Genomic DNA, 22,577 nt, shown 5'->3' on the forward strand with positions numbered 1-22,577 from the left:
TCTCGCCGGCCATCTGCTGCGCCCTTTTCGTCCCGATCTGCTGCTTGTCCCGCCGCCCCGCGTTCCCTACGCTGTCTCCGGTTGCCTGACACCCGTCGCAACGTCCCCTCGAGCCGCCCGCATCGCGCCGCGGCTCCTCTCGCGTATCACGTCATGTATCGATATACCGTTTTCGACCGGGCGCTCGTGCACAGCCGCGCCGCCCAGTTTCGCGACCAGCTCGAGCGCTGGCAGCACGGCACGCTGAGCGAAGACGCGTTCCGGCCGCTGCGCCTGCAGAACGGCTGGTACGTGCAGCGCCACGCGCCGATGCTGCGCGTGGCCGTGCCGTACGGCGAACTGTCGAGCGCGCAGTTGCGCGTGCTCGCGCGGATCGCGCGCGACTACGATGTGCCCGACGATGCCACCTACCGCGCCGCATGCGACGCGCAGGCCCTGCTCGGCACGATGCGCCTGCCGACCCGCAGCGCGCACTTCACGACGCGCACCAACGTGCAGTTCAACTGGATTCCGCTCACGAAGGCCGCCGACGTGATGGACCTGCTCGCGACCGTCGACATGCACGGCATCCAGACGAGCGGCAACTGCATCCGCAATATCTCGTGCGACGAGCGCGCCGGCGTCGCGCCGGACGAGATCGCCGATCCGCGCCCGTTCGCCGAAGTGATGCGCCAGTGGACGACGTTGCACCCCGAATTCGCGTTCCTGCCGCGCAAGTTCAAGATCGCGATCACCGGAGCGGCCGAGGATCGTGCCGCGACCGACTGGCACGACGTCGGCCTCAAGCTCGTGCGCGACGACACGGGCGCACTCGGCTTTCGCGTGAGCGTCGGCGGCGGAATGGGCCGCACGCCGACTATCGCGACGCTGCTGCGCGCGTTCCTGCCCTGGCAGCACGTGATGAACTACATCGAGGCGATCGTCCGCGTGTACAACCGCTACGGACGGCGCGACAACAAGTACAAGGCGCGCATCAAGATCCTCGTGAAGACCGAGGGGCAGCGCTACATCGACGACGTCGAGGAAGAGTTCCGCCAGATCGTCGAACACGACGGCGGGCTGCACACGATCGCCCAGGTCGAGTTCGACCGCGTCGCCGCGTCGTTCGTCGCGCCGCGGCTCAAGCCGCGCGCGGTCAGCCTGCGCGACGCGAACCTCCGCGTGTCGGCCCAGGCGGCACACCACCCGGCGTTCGCGCGCTGGCTCGCACGCAATGTCGCCGATCACCGCGACCCGGCGCTGCGCATCGTCACGCTGTCGTTCAAGCGCCGCCTGCAGGCACCGGGCGACGCATCGCCGGACCAGCTCGACGCACTCGCCGATCTCGCCGACCGTTTCTCGGCCGGCGAGGCGCGCGTCACGCATACGCAGAACGTCGTGCTGCCGTGGGTGCATGTCGACGACCTGTTCCCGCTGTGGGAAAACGCCCGTGCGATCGGGCTCGCCAGCGCGAACGTCGGACTCCTGACGGACATGATCGCGTGCCCGGGCGGTGACTTCTGCGCGCTGGCGAACGCACGCTCGATCCCGATCGCCGATGCGATCGCCGAGCGCTTCCAGGATCTCGACATGCTGCACGACGTCGGCGACATCGACCTGCACATCAGCGGCTGCATCAACTCGTGCGGCCATCATCACAGCGGCCACCTCGGCATCCTCGGCGTCGACAAGGACGGCGCCGAGTGGTACCAGGTCACGCTCGGCGGCTCGGACGGCTCGACCGCGAGCGGCCCGGCGCGGCCGGGCAAGGTGATCGGCCCGTCGTTTTCGGCGGACGAGATCGTCGATGTCGTCGACGCGATCGTCAACGCGTACCTCGACGCACGGATCGACAACGACGGCCGCAGCGAACGGTTCATCGACACCGTCCGCCGCATCGGTACGGAACCCTTCAAGGCCGCCGCGAACGACGCGCGCCATCAGGTGGAGCCCGCATGAACCAGCAAGCTTCGAACGCACACGCGCGCATCCGCCTGCTGACGCCGGCCGAACACGCCGGCGACACGCAGCCGCACGACGACACGATGCTGACGATCGGCAACGACGAGGAATTGCCGCTGCTCGCCGGGCGGATCGCGCAAGTCACGCGCATCGACCTGCAGTTCCCGTCGTTCACCGACGGCCGCGCATACAGCCAGGCGTACCTGCTGCGCAAGCGCTACGGCTTCACCGGCGACCTGCGCGCGACCGGCGAGGTGCTGGTCGACCAGTTGCTGCTGATGGAACGCACGGGGTTCTCGAGCGCGGTGCTCGGCGACGGCACGGACATCACGGCCGCGCGGCGGCAACTCGACCGGTTCCCGGGTTTCTATCAGCGCGATGCGAGAACAACGATGCCGCAGCAGAACGCGGCAACGCCCGCCGCAAAATGAAACGGGCGGCACGCTGGCCGCCCGTACGAAGAACCGGAAGCGATCCGGCCGGCGCCCGCCGCGAAGCGGGCGCCGGCGTTCAGCGCGCCGCCACCGGCTTGCCGAACGCGCCGAGAATCTTCTTCTCGAGCGCGATGTAGTCGCGGCCGAAGTGGTGATCGCCCTGCGTCTTGATCACGTCGGCGCCCGTGTTCACGAGCGCCGGACACATCGTGTCCTTCTCCTCCGCGCCATAGAAGCACTGCACGAGCTGCGGCGGCACCTTCGCGATTTCCGGCGCGACCTTCAGCGCCTTGTCGCTCGCGGGCATGCCGAGCCAGCCCGTCACGCGGATCTGGAAATCGGCGGCCGGCGCGAAGCCGAGCAGCGACATCACGGCGACCTTGTCGCGCAGGTCGGCCGGCAGCCGGTTGTACGCGAACGGCATCACGTCGGCACCGAACGAGTAGCCGACCAGCGCCACGCGATTCGCATGCCAGCGCGCCATGTAGGTGCGCATCACGCGCGCGAGATCGCGGCTCACCTGCGCCGGCGGCTTCTCGCTCCAGAAATAGCGCAGGCTGTCGATGCCGACCACCGACACGCCGTCGCGCTGCAGCGCCTCGGCGATCGTCTTGTCGAGATCGCGCCAGCCGCCGTCGCCCGAGATCACGATCGCGAGCTGGCCGTTGCCGCCCTTGGCCGGCAGCTCGACGAGCGGCAGATCGGATACGTCGAGTTCGTCGCTGCTGGTGGTGTCCCGCAGGTGCGACGTGACGAGCGACACGAGCTTCGCGGAATCGCCCGCGGCCGCCGTTTCGACGAAACCCGGCATCGCGCGGCGCACGATCGTCGGATCGGGCGGACACGGCTTGAAGCGCGGATCGAGCTTCGCGGCCGGATCGACCGATACGACGCCGGCAATCGTGTTCTCCGGCGCCATCGACAGGATCTGCTTCGCGATCGCGCCGCCCTGGCCCACGCCCGCGACGATCGGCGTGAAATAACGCGACGACTGCGCAAGGCGTTCGAGCTGGTGGCTGACCGCTTCGGCGTCGCCGTCGAGGTGGTGGCAGGTCTCCTGCTTCGCGGCGAGATTCGTCGCGTAACGCTCCGAATCGACGCCGACCGTCATCGCACCGGCTTTCGCGAGCGCGTCGGCCGCCTGCTGATCGGCGGCATTCCAGCCCGCCTCACGCGAGAACAGTACGACGAATCCGCGCAGCGGCCCGCTGGGTTTGGTCACGGTGACGGGCCCATAACGACCGCCCGACACGGTTTCTGCTTTTACGGCGGCAGGCTGCGTGGCGCACGCGGCGCCGGCCAGCATCATCCCCGCGCAGGCGGCTGCCGCCCGCGCGATTCCCTTCTTCAAACTCATGAACGCCGACCTCCAGCCAGCAATGACAGATCCGCGAGCGTGACGAACACGCCGACCGTGCCCGAGGCCGCGAGGTAACGCGGCTCCCAGTGCGGTTCAAACTTGCTCTTGAAAGCGCGCAAGCCGCGGAAGTTGTAGAAACGGCCGCCGAAGCGCCAGACCATCAGGCCGATCCGGTGCAACGGCGACGGCATCTTCGCCGCCCCCATCCCCGAGAACGGCGCGATACCCAGGCTCAGCTTGCGGAAGCCCGCTTCCTTCAGATGCAGCGCGAGCTGCGTAAACAGATATTCCATCGCGTACGGCGACGCGTCCGGAAGATGGCGCATCACGCCGACCGTCGCCTCGGTGTTGAGGTCGGTCGTCATGAACGTGACGAACGCGATCGGCTTGTCGGCCTGCCGCACGAGCATCACGGACTGCGTCGCGAGATAACCGTCGTGGAACGCGGCCACCGAGAAGCTCTTCTCGCGCGCGTCGCGGCTGTCGAGCCAGCCGTCGGAGATGTCGCGCAAGGCCGGCAACGTGGCCGGCACGTCGGACGGTGCGATCACCTCGACCGTCAGCGCATCCTTGTCGCCACGGCGCAGCGCGTAGCGCAGGTGCGACCGGTTCGAACCCTTCAGGTCGAACTGGTCGAGCGCGATATGCGCTTCCTCGCCGAGCTTCATCAGCGTGAGCCCCGCGTCGAGATACAGCGGCAGCGCGTTGGCGCGCACCTGGTAGAACGCCGCACGGCCGCTGTGCGCGTGTGCGAGCGCGATGAACTTGCTGATCAGGCCCGGCCACTCCTCGCGCGGCCCGACCGGGTCGTGGAGCGCGGCCCACGTGCGGCCGTTCTTGGCATACATCAGGAAGGCCTGGCGGGATTCCGAGAACAGGAACGACTTGTCGCCCATCAACGCGAGGCCCGCATCGCTGCACTCCTGCGCGCGGATGATCCGTTCGGCATCCGACAGGTCCTGCGCCGCGGGCTTCACGAAACGGCCGGGCGCCGGGCGCAGCAGTTGCCACAGCGCAAACAGCGCGACGAACACGCCGGACGCAAGCGTCGCACGCAGCGCCCGCGGCGCGCGCGCGTCGAACGAGAAATGCGACCACAGCTCGCGCGTGTACGGCACGTCGCGGAACGCGAAGAACAGCACCCACACGGCCAGCATCAGCACCATGGTCACCGACACGAACCAGCTCACCGTGAAGCGCTCGGCGAGCAGCGACGAATGGCGGTTGAAACGGCGGCGGCTGACGAGCAGCAGCACGAGCAGCGTGCCGAGCACGCCGGCCTCGACGAACGCGAGGCCTTTCGCGAGCGACAGCGCGAGGCTTGCGAGCGTCAGCGCGAAGGTCATCCACCACGCACCGTCGAGGCGGCGCAGCAGCCCGCGCGCGACGAACAGCAGCGCGACGCCGAGCACGCTGCAGATCACCTGCGAGCCTTCGAGCACCCACAGCGGCACGAGGTGGCGCAGGATCGCGATCCGGTGCCAGAACGCGGGCGTCGCGCTCGAGATCACCAGCATGCTACCGACCGCGAACGTCACGAGGCTCAGGAACACCGGCGCGAGCTGCGACACGCGCACGGCCTGCCGCGTGACGAGCCGGCGGCGCAGCGCGCGGCCCTCGAAACCGGCCAGCAGGCCGGCCGACAGCACGAGCGGCACGCCGAAATAGATTGCGCGATACGCGATGAGCGCGGCGACCATCGCGTGCGGAGGCACTTCGCGACCGAGCGTGAAGACCATCGCGGCTTCGAACACGCCGATTCCGCCCGGCGTATGGCCGATCATCCCGAGCAGCAGCGCGGCCGCATACACCGTGATGAAGGTCGGGAAGCCGACCGGCGCGGCCGGCAGCAGCACCCACAGCGTCAGGCCCGCGGCAACGACGTCGAGCACCGCGTAGACGACCTGCGCGACGAGATCGCGCCGCGCAGGCACGTCGAACGACAGCCACTTGAAGCGCGTGACGACCGGGCGCGCCGTGTTGCCGCACATCGCGACGATCGCGGCCAGTATCACGAGCAGCGCGGCGCCGCCCCACGTCAGCACGCCGGGCGTGACGTGCAGCATCGCGGCGAGCGCCTCCGGCACGCAGACCATGCCGACTGCCGTCATCAACACCATCGCGAGCGCCAGCGTGCCGCTCGTGAACACCGTCATCCGGCCGATCTGCGCGGGCGTAACGCCCGACACGCCGTACACGCGTGCGCGGACCGCGCCGCCCGTCAGGGCGCCGAAGCCGGTCGCGTTACCGAGCGCGGACCCGGCGATCGCGCCGATCCACAACGCGACGCGCGGCACCTTCGCGGCGACATAACGCAGGCCGACCGCATCGCGGGCGACGAGCGCGAGATAACTGAGGGCCGTCGCGGCCAGCGATGCGCCCCACTCGCCGACGGACATGTGACGCAACTCGCGGATCACCGACCGGTAGTCGACGGATTCCGACAGGTGCTGGAAAACCACGATCAGCAGCAGGCCGATGCCGAGCGCGAGCAGCGGCGACAGCACGCGCTCGTTGCGGATCAGCGCCCGGACACGGGTGATCACCGCCGCGGCGAGGCCGGGCGAACCAGAGTGGCGGGAAGACATAGATGTTCAGTGGTGGTGCATAGCGTGTCGCGGCGCAAGACGGCCAAGCGGCGACGTATCTGGTTGTTCTGCGTGGGCGGTCGGCCGAAGGAATTGGCAGGCGGCGCCTGGATCAGAACTTACGAGTATACGGAATTTATATTACAGAATCTTTCACGCGCTCGTTGTGCGGATTTGTAGCGCCGCGTGTATCAATGTCGTATCAAAGTTCGACGACCGATCACGCGCAAGGTGCGCATCATACCGGTATCCGACGGGGATTTTTCATCGGATGAATGACTTGTGATGCATTTGGGAGAAATCTGCCGGGTGGAGCGCCCCGACGAGCACGAATGCGCAAGGCCGGGCGGGCTTCTTTGAATGGGGTCAAATGCTTTCGGCCAGCTTGTCAGATCTTGCTGACTATTCGTAACGCCGACCAGGACCGCACCGTTCGCGCCTGCCCAAATCGGCAGATCGGCTTTGCTGTCACCCGCATAGTCGAAGTCGTCGCCGACCTGCCGGCGAATGCCGGCAAGTTTGGTCGCGCCCTTGAGATTCGTTTCGCCACCAGTTGCGATGACGAAATCGAACAGACCGAGATACGCGCTCACCTGCTCGGCGATCGAACGATGCGCGGCAGTTGTGAGCACGATCTTGCGGCCACTTTCGCGTTCGCTCTCGAGATAGTCGACAAGCGGTTCGCGATACGGGAGTGTCTCAGCTCGAAAATCGGCGTGTTCTGCAACTTCGGCCTTGAACGCGGCGCGCCCGCGGACGAGCCAGAAAGGCAATCGCAGCAGGTTTGAAGGCTTGCGTCTTACCGCGTGGATCACTGATTCCATCAGGGTGTCCGATGGGGTCAGCGTGCCGTCAAGGTCGACGACAAGCGGTGGTTTTTGGGTCTCTCGCATTTATTCCGCTATGTCTTTCATTTATTAACTTCACCAGCCATACCCAACACACAATACCAACAAGCCCGACTCAAAAAATACGACCAAGAAATTAATCAATCCCCACCATGAACACCCACAAATTCAATATCAAATTGAAAACCTATAATCAGATATGGGAGCGACGCGACGGCTCATCCTCCGCCAAAATATGCAACTCAAACCCTCGTGATTCGACATAAATACCTACCGACGATGCAAATCCATGAAGACTTCCCGCCAATTCGTACACCTGTTCGCCGCCACGCTGCTCCCCAACATAGTTGAAGGAGATTGGATTTTTCCATGACACAATGCCATTAACCCTGTCATATGGCGTCACAACAAAATCAAATTTACCCCCCCCTGAATACCAAAACACAATGCCCGACGAATCCATCTTCATTCTTTTTGAAAAAATCGTCCTCCATCGCACCAAACACGCCAAGCCAGTCGTTGACGTATATATGCGCATCCTCCCCATCAAAAAAATGGGCGCCATACTGGCAATCAAACGCAGCCAAACAATCCCAGCAATTCTCGATAATCTTCATCTCTTCAACAACTTATTTTCAACCACCCATCCCTCAAAAAATCAACCCTTCTTACCCGAACGCACTTGAAGGAAAGCGCAAAATGCAAAAACCGCGGCAAACCCAATCGGCACCAATGCCCCTGGCATCCCCAAAGAAATCGCCGCTGCAGTCGAAAACCCTTTCTCAACCCCAGACTTAAATATTGCAACCGAGAATATGAAAATATAAATGCACACCAATATTAATGCAAAAACCTTCCAATATGAGAATTTCCCGATAATTTTTGCAACAACAGGCCCCAAAAATCCACCCAAAAGACCACTCCATAGACCATCGATCATTGATCTACTCCTTTTGTTTCTGCAACACATTTTCGGGCTGAGCCGCGGCCCGACTTATCCCAATCTTATTGGCACTTGTAACAAAATCAGGAATTGCCCCCGGCATTACGCACGCCAACGCCACCCTCTGTACCGACCAGATAAATCCGCTCGCTATACATCCCGCCGAGCTGGCCGACGTCGATCGCGACGCCAGGCGCGGCGCCAGGCGCGGCGCCGTCGCCCTGGATCGGCTTCGCTGTCAGCGTGTCGTGATTGACCTGGTTAGCGCCAGCGACGACGTTCAGGTTCTTCGCGTAGATCGCCGCATTCGCCTGCACGGCGCGGGCAATGATGTCGACCTGGTCGACGTTCGCCGCATTGAGCCCCGCGCCCTGCACGGTGACGAGGCCGCGATTGACGTTGTAGCCGACAAGCGAACCGTCCACGCCGTAGTAAGGCTGCCCAGTCGTCAGCGTGGCGCGCGATGTATTGATGAAGCCGCCGCCGTCGACGACGATACCGGCCGGGTTGGCCAGCACCACTTCCGCGCGATTTCCGGCGACTTCGACGTAACCGCGAAGCTGCGACGGGTTCGCGCTGTTCACCTGGTTGACGATGATCCGCGCCGACTGTCCGGGCCCGAAATTAGGGTTCCCGTTGATATAGCCGGCCTGCTGCGTATTGACGAGCGTCGGCGAGTTGTTGAGGATCGCGCCGTTTTTCTGAACATCGAACTGGTTGTAGGTATTGACCGACACGCCCGCACCCGACGGCTTCGCGATGTTTACCTGCGGCAGCCCGTTCTGCGTCTGGATCACGTGGGTGGTGGTGCCGGGCACTGGCGCGATCTGCGCCGATGCAAACGAAGGCACGGCCGCCAGCGACGCGACCGCGATCAGCAAGCCCGAGCTGCCGCGCGAACGCCGACCGGCCCGTCTCTCACCGGATTCGGTTTTCCCCGCGGCAGTAGCTGTCTCTTCGACCGCCACCACCATTCCCCGGAGCCTGGAATACACCAGGCGGTAGGTCTTCTTGTTCATCGTCCGTCATTGATGTCTTTTTACGCCGATGAACGTTAGCAAATCAATCGTCAGGAAACCATAGGATGAATGTGAACAATTGCCAAGCGTCGTAAATATGTGAAGTACACAAATTTAAGACTTGTCTGATTGCAATTTTTTATCTGCGGCCAATTCTCTTCCTCTAGCGCAGAATCGACGAAAATTCCTTGGTATTGCCTCCCGACCGTTTTCACGTCAGGTACGAATCGCACCAAAGTCGGCTCCTGATCTATCAAACAGGAAATAGTCAAAATATGTTTCTTTTAACAGTTTTATCAAGATACCGAGCGTGCCTTCGTATTTTTTCGAGGAACAAACAACCACCCTCGCCGCCGCAAAGAACTCCAGCCCTGCATTATCTTGAAAATAACGACTCATTCCAGTGACCGAGAACAGCGCATTTTCATTGATGCGACTGTTTTGAATATTCAACCTCACTTCGCCCGCTCATGCTCCCCCAACCCGATCGCCTTGTAGTCGTAAGTCGGGTAGAACTCCGTCCGATACGCACCCCACGCCGTATCCTCGAGCACCCGATTGACCTCGCGCACCCGCGATGCCGGCAACCGCAACACGACGATCTGCCCGATCCCCATCGTCACGGTCCAGCTCACCACTTCGACGCCCGGCGGCGGAAACGCCTTGTAGAACCCCTGCTTCGCCAGTTGCGCGTTCAGCTCGGCGAGCGGGCGCGACTGGTCGTGTTTCAGGAAGACGGTGAGCAGCACCGCATTGTCGGGCGTTGCCGCAGCCGAACCGGCGGGTACGGTCGATGTCTGGCCGATGGCCGGCGCGCTGCAGGTCACGGCCGCCACCAGCGCCGCGGCAATGGCCAAAGTACGAACCGGAAATTGAAGCGATACCGTCATGACGCGACTCCTTCGTTTCGTGGCTGGAGCCGCCATCATGCGCCGCCTCGGCCAGCGCTGCAGTCAACCGGCCGATGCAACGCTTACGCCGCGCCCGCGCCGTCGCGCTCCCGCAGCACGTCGATGAACGCGCGCAGCTTCGCCGGCACGTGCTTGCGATTCACGTAATACAGCCACATCGGCGGCAGCGTCCGGCACGCGCCCGGCAACACCTCGACGAGCGTGCCGTCGCGCAAGTCCTGCACGATGCGCTCGCGCATGAACGCAAACGCGATCCCGACACCGGCACGCGCCGCGTCGATCACCGCATCGGCATCGTTCGTCACGAATACGCCTTCCGGATCGAGATCGACATCGCGACGCCCGTCGTGCAGCAGCCATTTGTGCAGCCGCCCGCTCTCCGAAAACCGGAAGCGGATACAGGCATGAGTTTCGAGCGCTGCGATCGACGCCGGCGTGCCGTACCGCGCCAGATAACCGGGCGACGCGACCAGCGCGCACGAAAGCGCCGGCGCGATCCGCACGCCGATCGTCCCCGGCTGCAGCCGGTCGGCGAGGCGAATCCCCGCATCGAACCCGTCCTTCGCGATGTCGACGAGTTCGTTCTCGTAGCGGATCTCGAGCCGCACTTTCGGATAACGGTCGCGGAATACGGCCAGCACCGGCGCGATCACGAGCGTGCGCGCCAGCGGCAGCGCGGTGACGCGCAACACGCCGCTAGGCTCGCTGCGCGCATCCTTCAGCGCGTCGCGCGCGTGCACGACCTGCCGGTACGCGGGCTCCGTCTGCCGCCAGTAGTGCTGCCCGGCTTCCGTCAGGCTCACGCCGCGCGTGCTGCGATTGAACAGCTTCACGTTCAGCTCGCCCTCGAGCTGCCCGATCGCGAGGCTGACGGCAGCCGGCGTCAGGCCGAGCGCGGCAGCCGCCCGCGTGAAGTTGCCGGCCGTCGCGACCGTCATGAACACGTGCAGCCCGGCCATCGGATCGCGTCGGCTCATCATTAGAAAAACTTGAAACTCTTTCGAGCGGAATGCGGATTCTCCCATATACCGCAACTGCCTACACTGGGGCCTGTCGTCCCACCGGAGCCTCGTATGGACCCGCTCACCGCCGCGCTGCCGCTCGCAGCCGCCCGCCTTACGATCGACGCAGCACTCGCGCATGCGGCGTCGCTGCAGGTCGCCGGCGTCGCCATCGCAATCGTCGATGCCGGCGCGAACCTGCTCGCGTTCGCGCGCACCGACGACTGTTTCCTCGGCGCGATCGATCTCGCGCAGCGCAAGGCGCTGACGGCGGTCCGCTTCCGCATATCGACCGGCGCGCTCGGTGCGATGTCGGGCGACGGGCCGCTGCGCGGGATCGAGCACAGCCACGGCGGGCTCGTCACGTTCGGCGGCGGCGAACCGCTCGTCGACGACAGCGGACGCTGCGTCGGCGCCATCGGCGTATCGGGCGGCAGCGTCGACGAAGACACCGCGATCGCCCGGCACGGCCGCGACCGCTTTCAGGCAACCCTTCCCACCACAAGGTAAGCACATGGCACGGAAACGCATCCTCATTACCGGCGCAGGCACCGGCTTCGGCCGCGAAGTGGCGCTGCGGCTCGCCGAACGCGGCCACGACGTGACAGCCGGCGTGCGCGTCACGGCCGAGATCGACGCACTGACGGCCGCCGCGGCGCAACGCGGCACCACGCTGCGCGCCATCAAGCTCGATGTCACGTCGGCCGACGATCGCGCCCGCGCGGCCGAGCTGGACGTCGACGTGCTCGTGAACAACGCGGGCGTCGGCGAAGCCGGCGCGCTCGTCGACCTGCCGGTCGGGATCGTCCGCGACCTGTTCGACGTCAACGTGTTCGGGCCGCTCGAACTCACGCAGCACATCGCGCGGGGGATGCTCGCGCGCCGGCACGGCAAGATCGTGTTCGTGTCGTCGATCGCGGGCCTGATCACCGGGCCGTTCACGGGCGCCTATTGCGCGTCGAAACACGCGGTCGAATCGATCGCCGAGGCGATGCACGCTGAGCTGGCGCCGCACGGAATCCGTGTCGCGGTCGTGAACCCCGGCCCGTACAGCACGGGTTTCAACGACCGGATGATGGAAACGACGCGGCGCTGGCACGATCCGGCCGTCCACACGGTGACGCCCGAGCGGCTGACGTTCCCGCTCGAACAGCACGATCCGGAAGAAATGATCGCGAAGATGGTCGACGTGATCGACAGCGACGGCGGCGCGTTCCGCACCCTGCTGCCGCGGTCGTCGGAAACGTTCGTCCGTGCCGAACAGGCGCGCGCGTGGGAGCGTCAGCAGTAACGCAAACCGGCGGCGGCCGCCGGTTCATGTCATGCAGGAACGCCGAGCCCGCTGCCCGGCCTGTCGCTTGCGACGTTCGCCGTCGACGGCCTCCCGACGGCCCGGCGCGGCTCGTAGCAGGCCAACGCGTCGCCCGAAGCCGGGCCCGCAAACCGGCGGGCCGCGCCGCGTCACGCCGCACCGCTCGCGGTCAGTACACGTCCCGCATGTAGCGGCGCGCCTTCGCGAGCCGCGCGACGTAGTCGTTCGCGGCTTCGTCCGACATGCCGCCGTGCTCGGCGACGACGGCCTTCAGCGCGGCATCGACGTCCTTCGCCATCCGCGCGGCGTCGCCGCACACGTAGAAGTGCGCGCCTTCCTCCAGCCACGCGAACAGCTCGGCGCCCTGCTCGCGCATCCGGTCCTGCACGTAGATCTTGTCGGCCTGGTCGCGCGAGAACGCGAGATCGAGCCGCGTCAGGAAACCGCTGTCGCGCATCGCGCCCAGCTCGTCGCCGTAGTAGAAGTCCGTCTGCGCATGCTGTTCGCCGAAGAACAGCCAGTTGCGCCCGCGCGCGCCGCGCGCCTGCCGTTCGTGCAGGAAGCCGCGGAACGGCGCGACGCCGGTGCCGGGGCCGACCATCACGATCGGCACGTCGCCGTTCACCGGCGGCCGGAAATGCGCGGATTTCTGCACGAACACCGGCACGCGGCCGTCGTCCGCGCGATCGGCGAGGAACGTCGACGCGACACCTTTGCGCGCGCGCCGGCCGTTGTGATAGCGCACGGCCGACACGGTCAGGTGGATCTCGCCGTGGTGCGCGCTCGGGCTCGACGCAATCGAATAAAGACGCGGCTGCATGCGCTTCAGCATCCCGACGAGTTCGTTGCCCGACAGCTCGACCGGAAACTCGTGCAGCACGTCCGCGAGTTGTTGCCCCCACAACCATTGCTTCAGGTCGCCCTTGCGGTCGTCGCCGAGCAGCGACTTCAGCGCGCCGTTCGCGCTGCGCGACGCGATGAACGCGAGCGTGTCCGGATGCGGGCGCGTGATGTCGAAATGACGCGCGAGTGCGTCGCCGAGGCGCACGTCGCCGACACCCGCCACCGACACGGGTGCATCGGCCTTCAGCGCGGTGACGGACAGCAGTTCGTCGACCAGTTCCGGGCAGTTGGTCGGCCACACGCCGAGCGCGTCGCCGGTTTCGTATTCGAGGTTCGCGCCTTCGGTCGACAACGACACGTAGCGTGTGTCCTTCGCCGCGCCCGGACGATTGAGCCGCAGGTTCGCGACGAGCTTCGACGGCGCCGGATGCGCCTTCGTCGGCAGAAGCCCCGACGGGCCGAGGCCGCCGGACGGCACCGCGTGCAGCGCGGCATCGGCCTCCTTGATCCGCGCGACGACGCGTTCGAGCCACTGGTCGGCATCACGCTGGAATTCGACGTCGCAATCGACGCGCGCGCACAGGCGCGCCGCGCCGAGTTCCGCAAGCCGCGCGTCGAGCCGGCGGCCATGGCCGCAGAACTGGTCGTAGTTGCGGTCGCCGAACGCGAGCACCGCGAAGTGCACGCCGTCGAGGCGCGCGGCGCTGCCGGCCTGCAGCGCCTCCCAGAATTCGCTGCCGTTGTCGGGGGCGTCGCCGTCGCCGAACGTGCTCGTCATCAGCAGCACGTATTGCGCGCCGGCGAGCGACGCCACCGGATAGTCGGACATGCACGCGGTGCGGATCTCGAAGCCCGCGTTCATCAGCTGCGTCGCGTAATCCTCGGTCAACGATTCGATGTTGCCGGTCTGCGACGCCCACAGCAGCACGACCTTCGGCCGCGTGCGCACGATCCGCACGCCGCCGGACGCGGCGGCATCGGCCGGCAGCACGGGGGCCGCTGCGCCCGGCAAGCTCGCCGGCAGCGAGCGGCTGAACAACCCCGCGAGCATCCCGTCGAGCCAGAACCGCACCGGCGGCGTAAGCGGCGCGCCGGCCGGCAGCACCGGCACGCCGCCCTCGCGCCGGCCGGCGCTTGCCTTCAGCCCGCTCACGAGCCCGGCCACGTACAGCCGTTCGGTGTCCGTCAGCGGCGGCGGCGCGAGGTCGGTCACGCCGAGCGCGGCCGCGAAAGTGTCGATGTCTGCCATGTCGGATTCCTGTGAAGCAGTGGCCTGCGCCATCGCCGGCGCGGGCCGCGCGTCGTCGGCGCGTGCATCGGGTTGCGCCGTCTCGTCGTCGGCGGACGCGAACGCAGCGGTCTCGACGCGCCGCAGTGCGACCGCGCAGTATTTCAGTTCGGGCTGCTGCGATTCGGGATCAATCGCGTCGTTCGTCACCGCGTTGATGCACAGGTCGTCGCCGTACACGTCGTTCCAGTGCATCGGCGCGAAGCAGTCGCCGCGCCGCACGCGCTCGGTCACGACGGCCGGCAGCACCGCGCGGCCGCGCGCCGAGCGGATCTCGACGCTGTCCTTCGCGGCGATGCCGAGCACGCTCGCGTCGTCCGGATGCAGCTCGACGAACGGGCGCGGGTTCAGCTTGTTCAGCATCGCGACCTTGCCCGTCTTCGTCATCGTGTGCCACTGATGCTGCAGCCGCCCCGTGTTCAGCACGATCGGGAACGTGTCGTCGGGCAATTCGGCCGGATCGACGTGCGGCCGGGCGAAGAAGCGCGCCTTGCCCGACGGCGTCGGGAACGCGATGCGCGGCGCGTCGTCGCCGTCGGCGGCCGGGCGCAGCGGCTGGCTCACGCCGTCGTTCAGGTAGCGGATCGGGTGCCGCTCGCGCGCGGTACCCGGCGCGACCGGCCACTGCACGGGCCCGTCGCGCAGCGCCGCATGGCTCGCGCCGCGCAGGTCGTAGCCCGTCGCCGGATTCGAGAAGCGGACGATCTCGTCGAACACGTCGGCTGCCGACGCATAGTCGAACGCATCGCCGAACCCCATCGCGCGCGCGACTTCCGCGACGATGCGCCAGTCGGGCAGCGCGTCGCCCGGCGGCGCGACCGCCGCGCGCATCAGCGTCATGTTGCGCTCGGAGTTGATCATCACGCCGTCGCCCTCGGCCCACAGCGCGCCGGGCAGCAGGATGTCCGCGTAGCGGTTGGTTTCGTTATCGAGGAATGCGTCCTGTGCGATCACGAGTTCCGCGGCCTGCAATCCGGCGATCACGTTCTGCCGGTTCGGCACCGTGGCGACCGGGTTCGTGCAGATGATCCAGCATGCCTTGATGTCGCCGGCCGCCATCCGCTCGAACAGGTCGACGGTGCCGTTGCCGGTTTCCTTGCGCAGCGTGCCGGCCGGCACGCGCCACAGGTGCTCGACGAAACGGCGATCGTCGTCGGACGCCACCGAGCGCTGGCCCGGCAGGCCGGGGCCCATGTAGCCCATCTCGCGCCCGCCCATCGCGTTCGGCTGGCCGGTCAGCGAGAACGGCCCGCTGCCGGCACGGCAGATCCTGCCCGTCGCGAGATGCAGGTTGCAGATCGCGTTGGTGTTCCACACGCCGTGCGTGCTCTGGTTGAGCCCCATCGTCCAGCAGCTCATCCATTCCTGCGCGTCGCCGATCCATTGCGCGGCCGTGCGCAGGTCGGCTTCCGCGAGCCCCGTGATTTCAGCCACGCGCCCGGGCGTGTAGTCGGCGAGGAACGCGGGCATCGCGTCCCAGCCTTCGGTGTACGCGTCGATGAACGCGCCGTCGGTGCGGCCGTTCGCATGCAGCAGGTGCAGCAGCCCGTTGATCAGCGCGAGGTCGGTGCCCGGCCGGATCTGCAGGAACAGGTCGGCCTTGTCGGCGGTGCCGGTGCGGCGCGGATCGACGACGATCAGCTTCGCGCCGGCCTTCACGCGATCCATCATCCGCAGGAACAGGATCGGATGGCAGTCGGCCATGTTCGCGCCGATCACGAAGAACAGGTTCGCGCGATCGAAGTCCTGGTACGACCCGGGCGGGCCGTCCGCGCCGAGCGACTGCTTGTAGCCGGTGCTCGCGCTCGCCATGCAGAGGCGCGAGTTCGACTCGATGTTGTTGGTGCCGACGAAACCCTTCGCGAGCTTGTTGACGAGGTATTGCGCCTCGATCGACATCTGCCCCGACACGTAGAACGACAGCGCGTCCGGCCCGTGCGCATCGAGCACCGCGCGCAGGCGGCGCGCGGTGTCGGCGATCGCGTCGCGCGCCGGCAGCGGCACGAGGTCGTCCTCGCGCGCGCGGCGCACGAACGCGCGGTCGAGCCGCCCCGAGCGGCGCAGCGCGACGTGCGCCGACGAACCCTTCGTGCACAGCCGCCCGAAGTTGGCCGGATGGTCGGCGTCGCCGGACACCTTGACGACTTCGCCTTCCTCGACGTGCAGCACCATCCCGCAGCCGACGCCGCAGTACGGGCACACGCTCTTGACGGGGGTGGCGGTCATGCGCGCTCCGGGGCGGTCAGGCCGCGATCCACACGAAGCCGTCCTCGACCCGCGACGGATACGTGCTCACCGACTGCCCGGGTGCCTCGAGGCATTCGCCGGTGCGCAGGTCGAAATGCTGCTTGTACAGCGGCGACGCGACGACGACGCGCTCGCCGAGGCTGCCGATCAGCCCGCGCGACATCACGGCCGCCCGCGACACGGGATCGACGTTGTCGATCGCGAACACGCCGCCTTCCTCGGCATGCGCGACGTGAAAGACCGCGACCTGCTCGCCGTTGACGAGTGCACACACGCCGGTGTTCGGCACGATGTCGTCGAGCGCGCACACGCGGGTCCAGGACGGCGGAAGACGATCGTTCATGATGGGCTCCTTGAAGTGGTGCGGATATCGGTCAGGCGGTTGCGGGTTCGGTCACGGCTTGCGCCGCGCTTTCGGCGACGACGGGAATCGACACGGGCTTGCCGCCCGCACGTTCGCCGGGCATCGCGGGCCGGATCTGGCCGCGCGTCTCGACGAATTCGATGGTCGTGTCCGGCGCATCGCTGTTCACGAAGTGACGGAAGCGCTTGCGCGTGTCGGGATCGGTGACGGCCCGCTTCCACTCGCACTCGTAGGTGTCGACCACGTGCTGCATGTCGGCTTCGAGTTCCGCGCCGATCCCGAGCTTGTCGTGCACGACGACGTCGATCAGGTAGTCGAGGCCGCCTTCGAGGTTGTCGCGCCATACGCTCGTGCGCTGCAGCCGGTCGGCCGTGCGCACGTAGAACATCAGCAAACGGTCGATGTAGCGAACCAGCGTCGCGCGGTCGAGGTCGGACGCGAGCAGTTCCGCGTGGCGCGGCTTCATCCCGCCATTGCCGCACACGTACAGGTTCCAGCCCTTCTCGGTCGCGATGACGCCGACGTCCTTGCCCTGCGCTTCCGCACACTCGCGCGTGCAGCCGGACACGCCGAACTTGATCTTGTGCGGCGCGCGCAGCCCCTTGTAGCGATTCTCGAGGTCGATCGCGAGGCCGACCGAATCGCCGACGCCGTAACGACACCACGTCGAGCCGACACACGACTTCACGGTGCGCAGCGCCTTGCCGTATGCGTGGCCCGATTCGAAACCGGCCGCGATCAGTTCCTCCCAGATCGACGGCAGTTGCTCGACGCGCGCACCGAACAGGTCGACGCGCTGGCCGCCGGTAATCTTCGTGTAGAGCCCGTACTTCTTCGCGACCTGACCGACCGCGATCAGCCCTTCCGGGGTGACCTCGCCGCCCGGCATGCGCGGCACGACCGAATACGTGCCGTCGCGCTGGATGTTCGCGAGGTAGTAGTCGTTCGAATCCTGCAGCCCCGCGTGCTCCTTCTTCAGCACGAACTCGTTGAAGCACGACGCGAGGATGCCCGCCACCGCCGGCTTGCACACGTCGCAGCCGAGGCCATGGCCGTGCTTCGCGAGCAGCGCGTCGAAGGTCGCGATGCGCTCGACGCGGATCAGGTGGAACAGCTCCTGGCGCGAATACGGGAAGTGCTCGCAGATATGGTTGTTGACCGCGAGGCCCTGCTTCTTCATCTCGGCCTTCATGATCTGCGTGACGAGCGGCACGCAGCCGCCGCACGACGTGCCGGCGCCCGTGCACGACTTCAGCGCGCCGAGGCTCGTCGCGCCGTCGGCGACCGCCGTGCAGATCTGCGACTTCGACACGTTGTTGCACGAGCAGATCTGTGCACCGTCAGGCAGCGCGTCGACGCCGAGCGCCGGCTTCGCGACGCCGTCCGACGACGGCAGGATCAGGAATTCCGGCGACTCGGGCAGCTCGATGCGGTTCAGCATCATCTGCAGCAGCGTGCCGTATTCGGCCGCGTCGCCGACCATCACCGCGCCGTGCAGGAACTTGCCGCAGTCGGACACGACGAGCTTCTTGTAGACCTGGCGGCGCTCGTCCGCGTACTGGTAGGTGCGGCTGCCGGCCGTCGTGCCGTGCGCGTCGCCGATGCTCGCGACGTCGACGCCCATCAGCTTCAGCTTCGTGCTCATGTCGGCACCCGCGAACGTAGCCCCGGCCTCGCCGTCCGCATCGCCGCCCAGTTGCTTCGCCACCACGCGCGCCATGTCGTAGCCGGGGGCGACGAGGCCGTACACCATGCCGTTCCAGGCCGCGCATTCGCCGATCGCATAGATGTCGGCGTCGCTCGTGCGGCACGCGTCGTCGATCGCGACGCCGCCGCGCGGGCCGATTTCCAGGCCGCACGCACGCGCCAGTTCGTCGCGTGCGCGAATGCCGGCCGAAAACACGATCATGTCGGCGTCGAGATGGGAGCCGTCGGCGAACGCCATCCGGTGCGTGCCCTCTTCGCCGTCGACGATCTCGAGCGTGTTCTTGCCCGTATGCACGGTCACGCCGAGCGCCTCGATCTTCGCGCGCAGCATCCGGCCGCCGCCGTCGTCGACCTGCACGGCCATCAGCCGCGGCGCGAATTCGACGACGTGCGTGTCGAGCCCCATGTCGCGCAGCGCCTTCGCGCATTCGAGGCCCAGCAGCCCGCCGCCGATCACGACGCCGCGCTTCGCGTGCGTGCCGCACGCCTGCATCGCCTCGAGATCCTCGATCGTCCGGTACACGAAGCAGCCCTCACGATCGTGCCCCGGCATCGGCGGCACGAACGGGCGCGAACCCGTCGCCAGCACCAGCTTGTCGTACGCGAGCGTTTCCCCGGACGCGAGCGTGACCGTATGCGCGGCGCGGTCGATCGACGCGACGCGCGCATTCAGGCGCAGGTCGAACTGCGGATAGCGCTCGAAGAAGCCGGGTTCGACGAGCGACAGGTCGTCCGCCGACTTGCCCGCGAAGAACTCGGACAGGTGCACGCGGTCGTAGGCCGGGCGCGGCTCCTCTCCGAGCACGGTGACCTGCAGCGCGCCCGCCGCGCTCGCTTGCGCCGCGACGCATTCGAGCAGCTTGTGGCCGACCATGCCGTGGCCGATGACGATGAGTTTCATGATGACGTTTCCCTCGGTCGATCAGTTCGCGACGCTGCCGGCAGCCAGCGCGCGGTCGCGCAGCTCGGCTTCGCGTGCCTTGTGTTCCTCGCTGAAGCGCACGGCCATCGCGCACAGCGCGGTCGCGGTGACGGCAAGGCCGAGCAGGCCGAGCGTGTGCTGCACGTCGCCGACGCCTTTGAGCAGGAAGCTCGCGGCGACCGCGCCGACGTTGCCGCCCGCGCCGACGATCCCCGCGACGCCGCCGAGTGCCTTGCGGTCGATGAAGGGCACCAGCGCGTAGGTCGCGCCGCACGCCATGTGCGTGAAGAGGCCGAACGCGAGCATCGCGACGAGTGCGATGCCGACGCTTTGCGCATGCGAGAACCAGATCAGCCCGAGCCCTTCGCCGACGATCAGCGCGCACAACAGCATCGCGCGCACGTCGAGGCTGCGGCGCGCGGCGACCTTGTCGGACAGCCAGCCGCCGAGCGCGCGGGCGAACAGGGCGAGCAGCCCGAACATGCCGACCGCGAAACCGGCGTCCTTCAGCGACAGGCTGAAGTGATCGACGTAGTACAGCGCGGCGATGTTGTGGATGAACACCTCGACGCCGAAGCACGCGCCGTACGTGATGAACAGCATCCACACGCGATAGTTGCCGCAGGCCGCGAAGAAGCTCGCCCAGCCGCCCTTCTTGCCGCTGTCGACCGTCACGCCTTCCTTGCGCAGCGCGGCGAAGTCGCCTTGCGGGCAATCCTGCGTGAAGCGCCAGTACGCCCAGGCCATCGCGAGCATCGCGACGCCCGGCACGACCAGCGCGACACGCCACGACGAATCCTCGCCGAAGCCGAGCATCAGGCCGGCGGCGACGAGCAGCGGCATCAGCGCCTGCGTCGCGCCCGCGCCGGCATTGCCCCAGCCGGCCGTCGTCGCGTTCGCGGTGCCGACCACGTTCGGCGCGAACATCACCGACGTGTGGTACTGCGTGATCACGAAACCCGCGCCGATCGCGCCGATGCCGAGCCGGCAGATCAGGAACGACAGGTAGTCGTGCGTGAACGACACCGCGAACACGGGGATCGCGCCGAGCAGCAGCAGGCCGACGTATACGCGGCGCGGGCCGAAGCGGTCGCACAGCGGGCCGACCAGCAGCCGCACGGCGATCGTCGCGGCCACGGCCGCGATGTTGATGTTGGCAACCTGCGCCGCGCTCAGGTGGAATTCGCGTGCAATCAGCGGCATCAACGGCGCGCATGCGAACCATGCGAAGAAGCACACGAAAAACGCCATCCACGTCAGGTGGAACGCGCGCATCGGCGCGGTGCGGAGGCTGAAGAGATCGATACGGGTAGCTTTGTCGGTCATGTCATCCGCCAAACGAAAAACGGCGTCCTGCGCACCCGGTCTCGTCGAGACCCGATGCGTAGGACGCCGTTGCCCATGAAGCCCGTTGCCGGGCGCGTCTGTAATCGGTACTGCCGGACGAATCGCCATTGATTCGCCCGAACCGGCTTACGCAAACGCCGTGCCATGTCGCCGCGAATCGGGCCCGCAGTCCCGCCGCGCAAGGCTCGTCCGGCGTCGCGCGGCGCGCGGCGACAGTCGGCACACGATGCGCGGTGATGCAGAGAGGCACAGGTGTGGTGCGATGCAGCACTGTCGCCGTGCGACATCGCGGTGCGTACGGGCGGGGCACGATGCACGCCGATGCGGCATTGCGGGTGCCGGCGCGCGGCGGCCGCGCGCCGGCACGGGGGTCGTACTTGGCCCGCGATTGGCCCATATTCGGCCCGCATTTCGCCCTCACATGACCATCGCGCGGCACGGTGCGCGCCGTTCCCGCCGCGCGGGCGCGACGGGCGATGCCGGTTGGCCCGGATATTGCTGAACCCGCTGCATGACACCGGCAACGGCGCCGGTGGGCAGTCCCCGCAAAACCGGGCCCGTCGTGCAGGCGGGCCGCTCAGGACAACGGCGTCCTTCCGTGCGCGGCACGGCCGGATGCCGATACGTCGACCGCCCGCCGCCGCGCAACAACGCGCTATCGGCCGCCGCATGCAGGCGGCACTGGAACACGACATGACGACAGGCAAAGTCACCCTGCTGGGCGCCGGCCCCAGCGATCCCGATCTCCTCACGCTCAAGGCCGTGAAAGCGCTGGCCGCTGCCGACGTGCTGCTGCTCGACGATCTCGTCGCGCCCGGCATCGTCGAACTCGCGCCGCAGGCGCGCGTCATCCGCGTCGGCAAGCGCGGCGGTTGCCGCTCCACGCCGCAGGCATTCATCGAGAAGCTGATGCGCCGTTACGCACTGCGCGGCGCGCATGTGGTGCGTGTAAAAGGCGGCGAGGCGCTGCTGTTCGGGCGCGCCGGCGAAGAACTCGCGACGCTGCGCGCCGCCGCGATTCCGGTCGAGATCGTCAACGGCATCTCGTCGGGGTTCGCCGCCGCCGCGAGCCTCGGCATCTCGCTCACGCACCGCGCGCATTGCCACGGCGTCACGTTCGTCACCGCCCATCGTCAGGACCACGGCGAACCCGACTGGGGGCGCCTCGCCGCGACCGGCACCACGCTCGCGATCTACATGGGCATGAGCCGCGTCGACAGCATCGCCGCCGGCCTGCTCGCCGCGCTGCCGGCATCGACGCCGGCCGCGGCCGTGCAATGGGCCGGCACGCCCGACGAACGCCGCTGGACCGGCACGCTCGGCGAACTCGCGCGCGGCATCGACGCAGCACGGCTCGGCAGTCCGGCCGTGATCCTCGTCGGCGGCGCGATCGGCGAAACGGCCGTGCATGAGGTGCCGGGCGCGGGCGCAGCGGGGGCCGCGATCGACACGGCCTTCTCCCGGGCCGCGTAGCATGCGCGACACCACGCGGCACCCGCCGC

At 67.1% G+C, this 22,577-nt stretch carries 17 protein-coding genes and 1 pseudogene; 5 read left to right on the forward strand and 13 right to left on the reverse strand.

Going from position 1 to position 22,577, the window contains the following annotated elements; all coding sequences use genetic code 11:
- The first annotated feature begins 153 nt into the window (after positions 1–153).
- Positions 154–1,938 (forward strand): nitrite/sulfite reductase, encoded by a 1,785-nt coding sequence (locus tag FOZ70_RS20675; RefSeq protein ID WP_219706612.1) that lies wholly within the window; start codon positions 154–156, stop codon positions 1,936–1,938.
- On the forward strand, positions 1,935–2,372 hold the full coding sequence (locus FOZ70_RS20680) for a DUF934 domain-containing protein (protein WP_059588944.1): 438 nt from the start codon (positions 1,935–1,937) through the stop codon (positions 2,370–2,372). The genes FOZ70_RS20675 and FOZ70_RS20680 overlap by 4 nt, the downstream gene beginning before the upstream one ends.
- Before the next feature lie 79 nt (positions 2,373–2,451).
- Here the strand turns inward: FOZ70_RS20680 and FOZ70_RS20685 are convergent, their stop codons facing one another.
- The 9 genes and pseudogenes from FOZ70_RS20685 to FOZ70_RS20725 all read right to left on the reverse strand — a co-directional run bounded on the left by FOZ70_RS20685 (position 2,452) and on the right by FOZ70_RS20725 (position 11,021).
- The gene (locus FOZ70_RS20685) at positions 2,452–3,732 is read right to left on the reverse strand and encodes an AcvB/VirJ family lysyl-phosphatidylglycerol hydrolase (RefSeq protein WP_048025030.1); all 1,281 of its coding nucleotides are present in this window, start codon (positions 3,730–3,732) and stop codon (positions 2,452–2,454) included.
- Positions 3,729–6,323: a bifunctional lysylphosphatidylglycerol flippase/synthetase MprF gene (mprF, locus tag FOZ70_RS20690; RefSeq protein WP_059487995.1), complete on the reverse strand. Its 2,595-nt coding sequence runs from the start codon at positions 6,321–6,323 to the stop codon at positions 3,729–3,731. The genes FOZ70_RS20685 and mprF overlap by 4 nt, the downstream gene beginning before the upstream one ends.
- Before the next feature lie 191 nt (positions 6,324–6,514).
- The gene (locus FOZ70_RS20695) at positions 6,515–7,216 is read right to left on the reverse strand and encodes a haloacid dehalogenase-like hydrolase (RefSeq protein WP_258025680.1); all 702 of its coding nucleotides are present in this window, start codon (positions 7,214–7,216) and stop codon (positions 6,515–6,517) included.
- A 148-nt stretch (positions 7,217–7,364) separates the two neighbouring features.
- Entirely contained in the window at positions 7,365–7,640 is a 276-nt protein-coding gene (locus tag FOZ70_RS20700) for a hypothetical protein (protein ID WP_219706613.1), read from the reverse strand.
- Between the two features lie 189 nt (positions 7,641–7,829).
- Positions 7,830–8,111, reverse strand: a complete 282-nt coding sequence (locus FOZ70_RS20705) for a hypothetical protein (RefSeq protein WP_124922675.1) — start codon at positions 8,109–8,111, stop codon at positions 7,830–7,832.
- Positions 8,112–8,209: 98 nt separating this feature from the next.
- Positions 8,210–9,133 (reverse strand): annotated as a pseudogene (locus FOZ70_RS20710) (filamentous hemagglutinin N-terminal domain-containing protein); the annotation flags it as partial.
- A 216-nt stretch (positions 9,134–9,349) separates the two neighbouring features.
- Positions 9,350–9,586, reverse strand: coding sequence for a hypothetical protein (locus FOZ70_RS20715; protein WP_176131997.1), 237 nt, complete (start codon positions 9,584–9,586; stop codon positions 9,350–9,352).
- Positions 9,587–9,588: 2 nt separating this feature from the next.
- Positions 9,589–10,023: a hypothetical protein gene (locus FOZ70_RS20720; protein ID WP_219706614.1), complete on the reverse strand. Its 435-nt coding sequence runs from the start codon at positions 10,021–10,023 to the stop codon at positions 9,589–9,591.
- Positions 10,024–10,106: 83 nt separating this feature from the next.
- A complete protein-coding gene (locus FOZ70_RS20725; RefSeq protein ID WP_219706627.1) occupies positions 10,107–11,021 on the reverse strand; it encodes a LysR family transcriptional regulator in 915 nt (304 codons plus the stop codon).
- A 96-nt stretch (positions 11,022–11,117) separates the two neighbouring features.
- Here FOZ70_RS20725 and FOZ70_RS20730 point away from each other — a divergent pair, with 96 nt between their 5' ends.
- Positions 11,118–11,555 (forward strand): heme-binding protein, encoded by a 438-nt coding sequence (locus FOZ70_RS20730; protein WP_219706615.1) that lies wholly within the window; start codon positions 11,118–11,120, stop codon positions 11,553–11,555.
- A 4-nt stretch (positions 11,556–11,559) separates the two neighbouring features.
- Entirely contained in the window at positions 11,560–12,336 is a 777-nt protein-coding gene (locus FOZ70_RS20735; RefSeq protein WP_048025506.1) for an SDR family oxidoreductase, read from the forward strand.
- A gap of 190 nt (positions 12,337–12,526) precedes the next feature.
- Here FOZ70_RS20735 and FOZ70_RS20740 read toward each other — a convergent pair whose 3' ends face one another.
- The 4 genes from FOZ70_RS20740 to FOZ70_RS20755 are packed head-to-tail and all read right to left on the reverse strand — an operon-like array spanning position 12,527 to position 21,054.
- A complete protein-coding gene (locus tag FOZ70_RS20740) occupies positions 12,527–16,714 on the reverse strand; it encodes a bifunctional nitrate reductase/sulfite reductase flavoprotein subunit alpha (protein ID WP_219706616.1) in 4,188 nt (1,395 codons plus the stop codon).
- 16 nt (positions 16,715–16,730) lie between these two features.
- Positions 16,731–17,078 (reverse strand): nitrite reductase small subunit NirD, encoded by a 348-nt coding sequence (gene nirD, locus FOZ70_RS20745; protein WP_021162917.1) that lies wholly within the window; start codon positions 17,076–17,078, stop codon positions 16,731–16,733.
- Between the two features lie 31 nt (positions 17,079–17,109).
- Positions 17,110–19,707: a nitrite reductase large subunit NirB gene (gene nirB, locus FOZ70_RS20750; RefSeq protein ID WP_219706617.1), complete on the reverse strand. Its 2,598-nt coding sequence runs from the start codon at positions 19,705–19,707 to the stop codon at positions 17,110–17,112.
- A 21-nt stretch (positions 19,708–19,728) separates the two neighbouring features.
- The gene (locus tag FOZ70_RS20755; RefSeq protein WP_060072568.1) at positions 19,729–21,054 is read right to left on the reverse strand and encodes an MFS transporter; all 1,326 of its coding nucleotides are present in this window, start codon (positions 21,052–21,054) and stop codon (positions 19,729–19,731) included.
- A 714-nt stretch (positions 21,055–21,768) separates the two neighbouring features.
- Here FOZ70_RS20755 and cobA point away from each other — a divergent pair.
- Positions 21,769–22,548 (forward strand): uroporphyrinogen-III C-methyltransferase, encoded by a 780-nt coding sequence (cobA, locus tag FOZ70_RS20760; RefSeq protein WP_219706618.1) that lies wholly within the window; start codon positions 21,769–21,771, stop codon positions 22,546–22,548.
- Positions 22,549–22,577 lie beyond the last annotated feature (29 nt).

It is taken from the genome of Burkholderia sp. COPS (genome assembly GCF_019425585.1).
Taxonomy (GTDB): Bacteria; Pseudomonadota; Gammaproteobacteria; order Burkholderiales; family Burkholderiaceae; genus Burkholderia; species Burkholderia cepacia.

Bases quoted from the DNA above. Each gene is read 5' to 3' on its own strand.
- FOZ70_RS20675 (WP_219706612.1), top strand. From the start codon at position 154: ATGTATCGATATACCGTTTTCGACCGGGCGCTCGTGCACAGCCGCGCC.
- FOZ70_RS20680 (WP_059588944.1), top strand. From the start codon at position 1,935: ATGAACCAGCAAGCTTCGAACGCACACGCGCGCATCCGCCTGCTGACG.
- FOZ70_RS20685 (WP_048025030.1), bottom strand. From the start codon at position 3,732: ATGAGTTTGAAGAAGGGAATCGCGCGGGCGGCAGCCGCCTGCGCGGGG.
- mprF (WP_059487995.1), bottom strand. From the start codon at position 6,323: ATGTCTTCCCGCCACTCTGGTTCGCCCGGCCTCGCCGCGGCGGTGATC.
- FOZ70_RS20695 (WP_258025680.1), bottom strand. From the start codon at position 7,216: ATGCGAGAGACCCAAAAACCACCGCTTGTCGTCGACCTTGACGGCACG.
- FOZ70_RS20700 (WP_219706613.1), bottom strand. From the start codon at position 7,640: ATGAAGATGGATTCGTCGGGCATTGTGTTTTGGTATTCAGGGGGGGGT.
- FOZ70_RS20705 (WP_124922675.1), bottom strand. From the start codon at position 8,111: ATGATCGATGGTCTATGGAGTGGTCTTTTGGGTGGATTTTTGGGGCCT.
- FOZ70_RS20720 (WP_219706614.1), bottom strand. From the start codon at position 10,023: ATGACGGTATCGCTTCAATTTCCGGTTCGTACTTTGGCCATTGCCGCG.
- FOZ70_RS20725 (WP_219706627.1), bottom strand. From the start codon at position 11,021: ATGAGCCGACGCGATCCGATGGCCGGGCTGCACGTGTTCATGACGGTC.
- FOZ70_RS20730 (WP_219706615.1), top strand. From the start codon at position 11,118: ATGGACCCGCTCACCGCCGCGCTGCCGCTCGCAGCCGCCCGCCTTACG.
- FOZ70_RS20735 (WP_048025506.1), top strand. From the start codon at position 11,560: ATGGCACGGAAACGCATCCTCATTACCGGCGCAGGCACCGGCTTCGGC.
- FOZ70_RS20740 (WP_219706616.1), bottom strand. From the start codon at position 16,714: ATGACCGCCACCCCCGTCAAGAGCGTGTGCCCGTACTGCGGCGTCGGC.
- nirD (WP_021162917.1), bottom strand. From the start codon at position 17,078: ATGAACGATCGTCTTCCGCCGTCCTGGACCCGCGTGTGCGCGCTCGAC.
- nirB (WP_219706617.1), bottom strand. From the start codon at position 19,707: ATGAAACTCATCGTCATCGGCCACGGCATGGTCGGCCACAAGCTGCTC.
- FOZ70_RS20755 (WP_060072568.1), bottom strand. From the start codon at position 21,054: ATGACCGACAAAGCTACCCGTATCGATCTCTTCAGCCTCCGCACCGCG.
- cobA (WP_219706618.1), top strand. From the start codon at position 21,769: ATGACGACAGGCAAAGTCACCCTGCTGGGCGCCGGCCCCAGCGATCCC.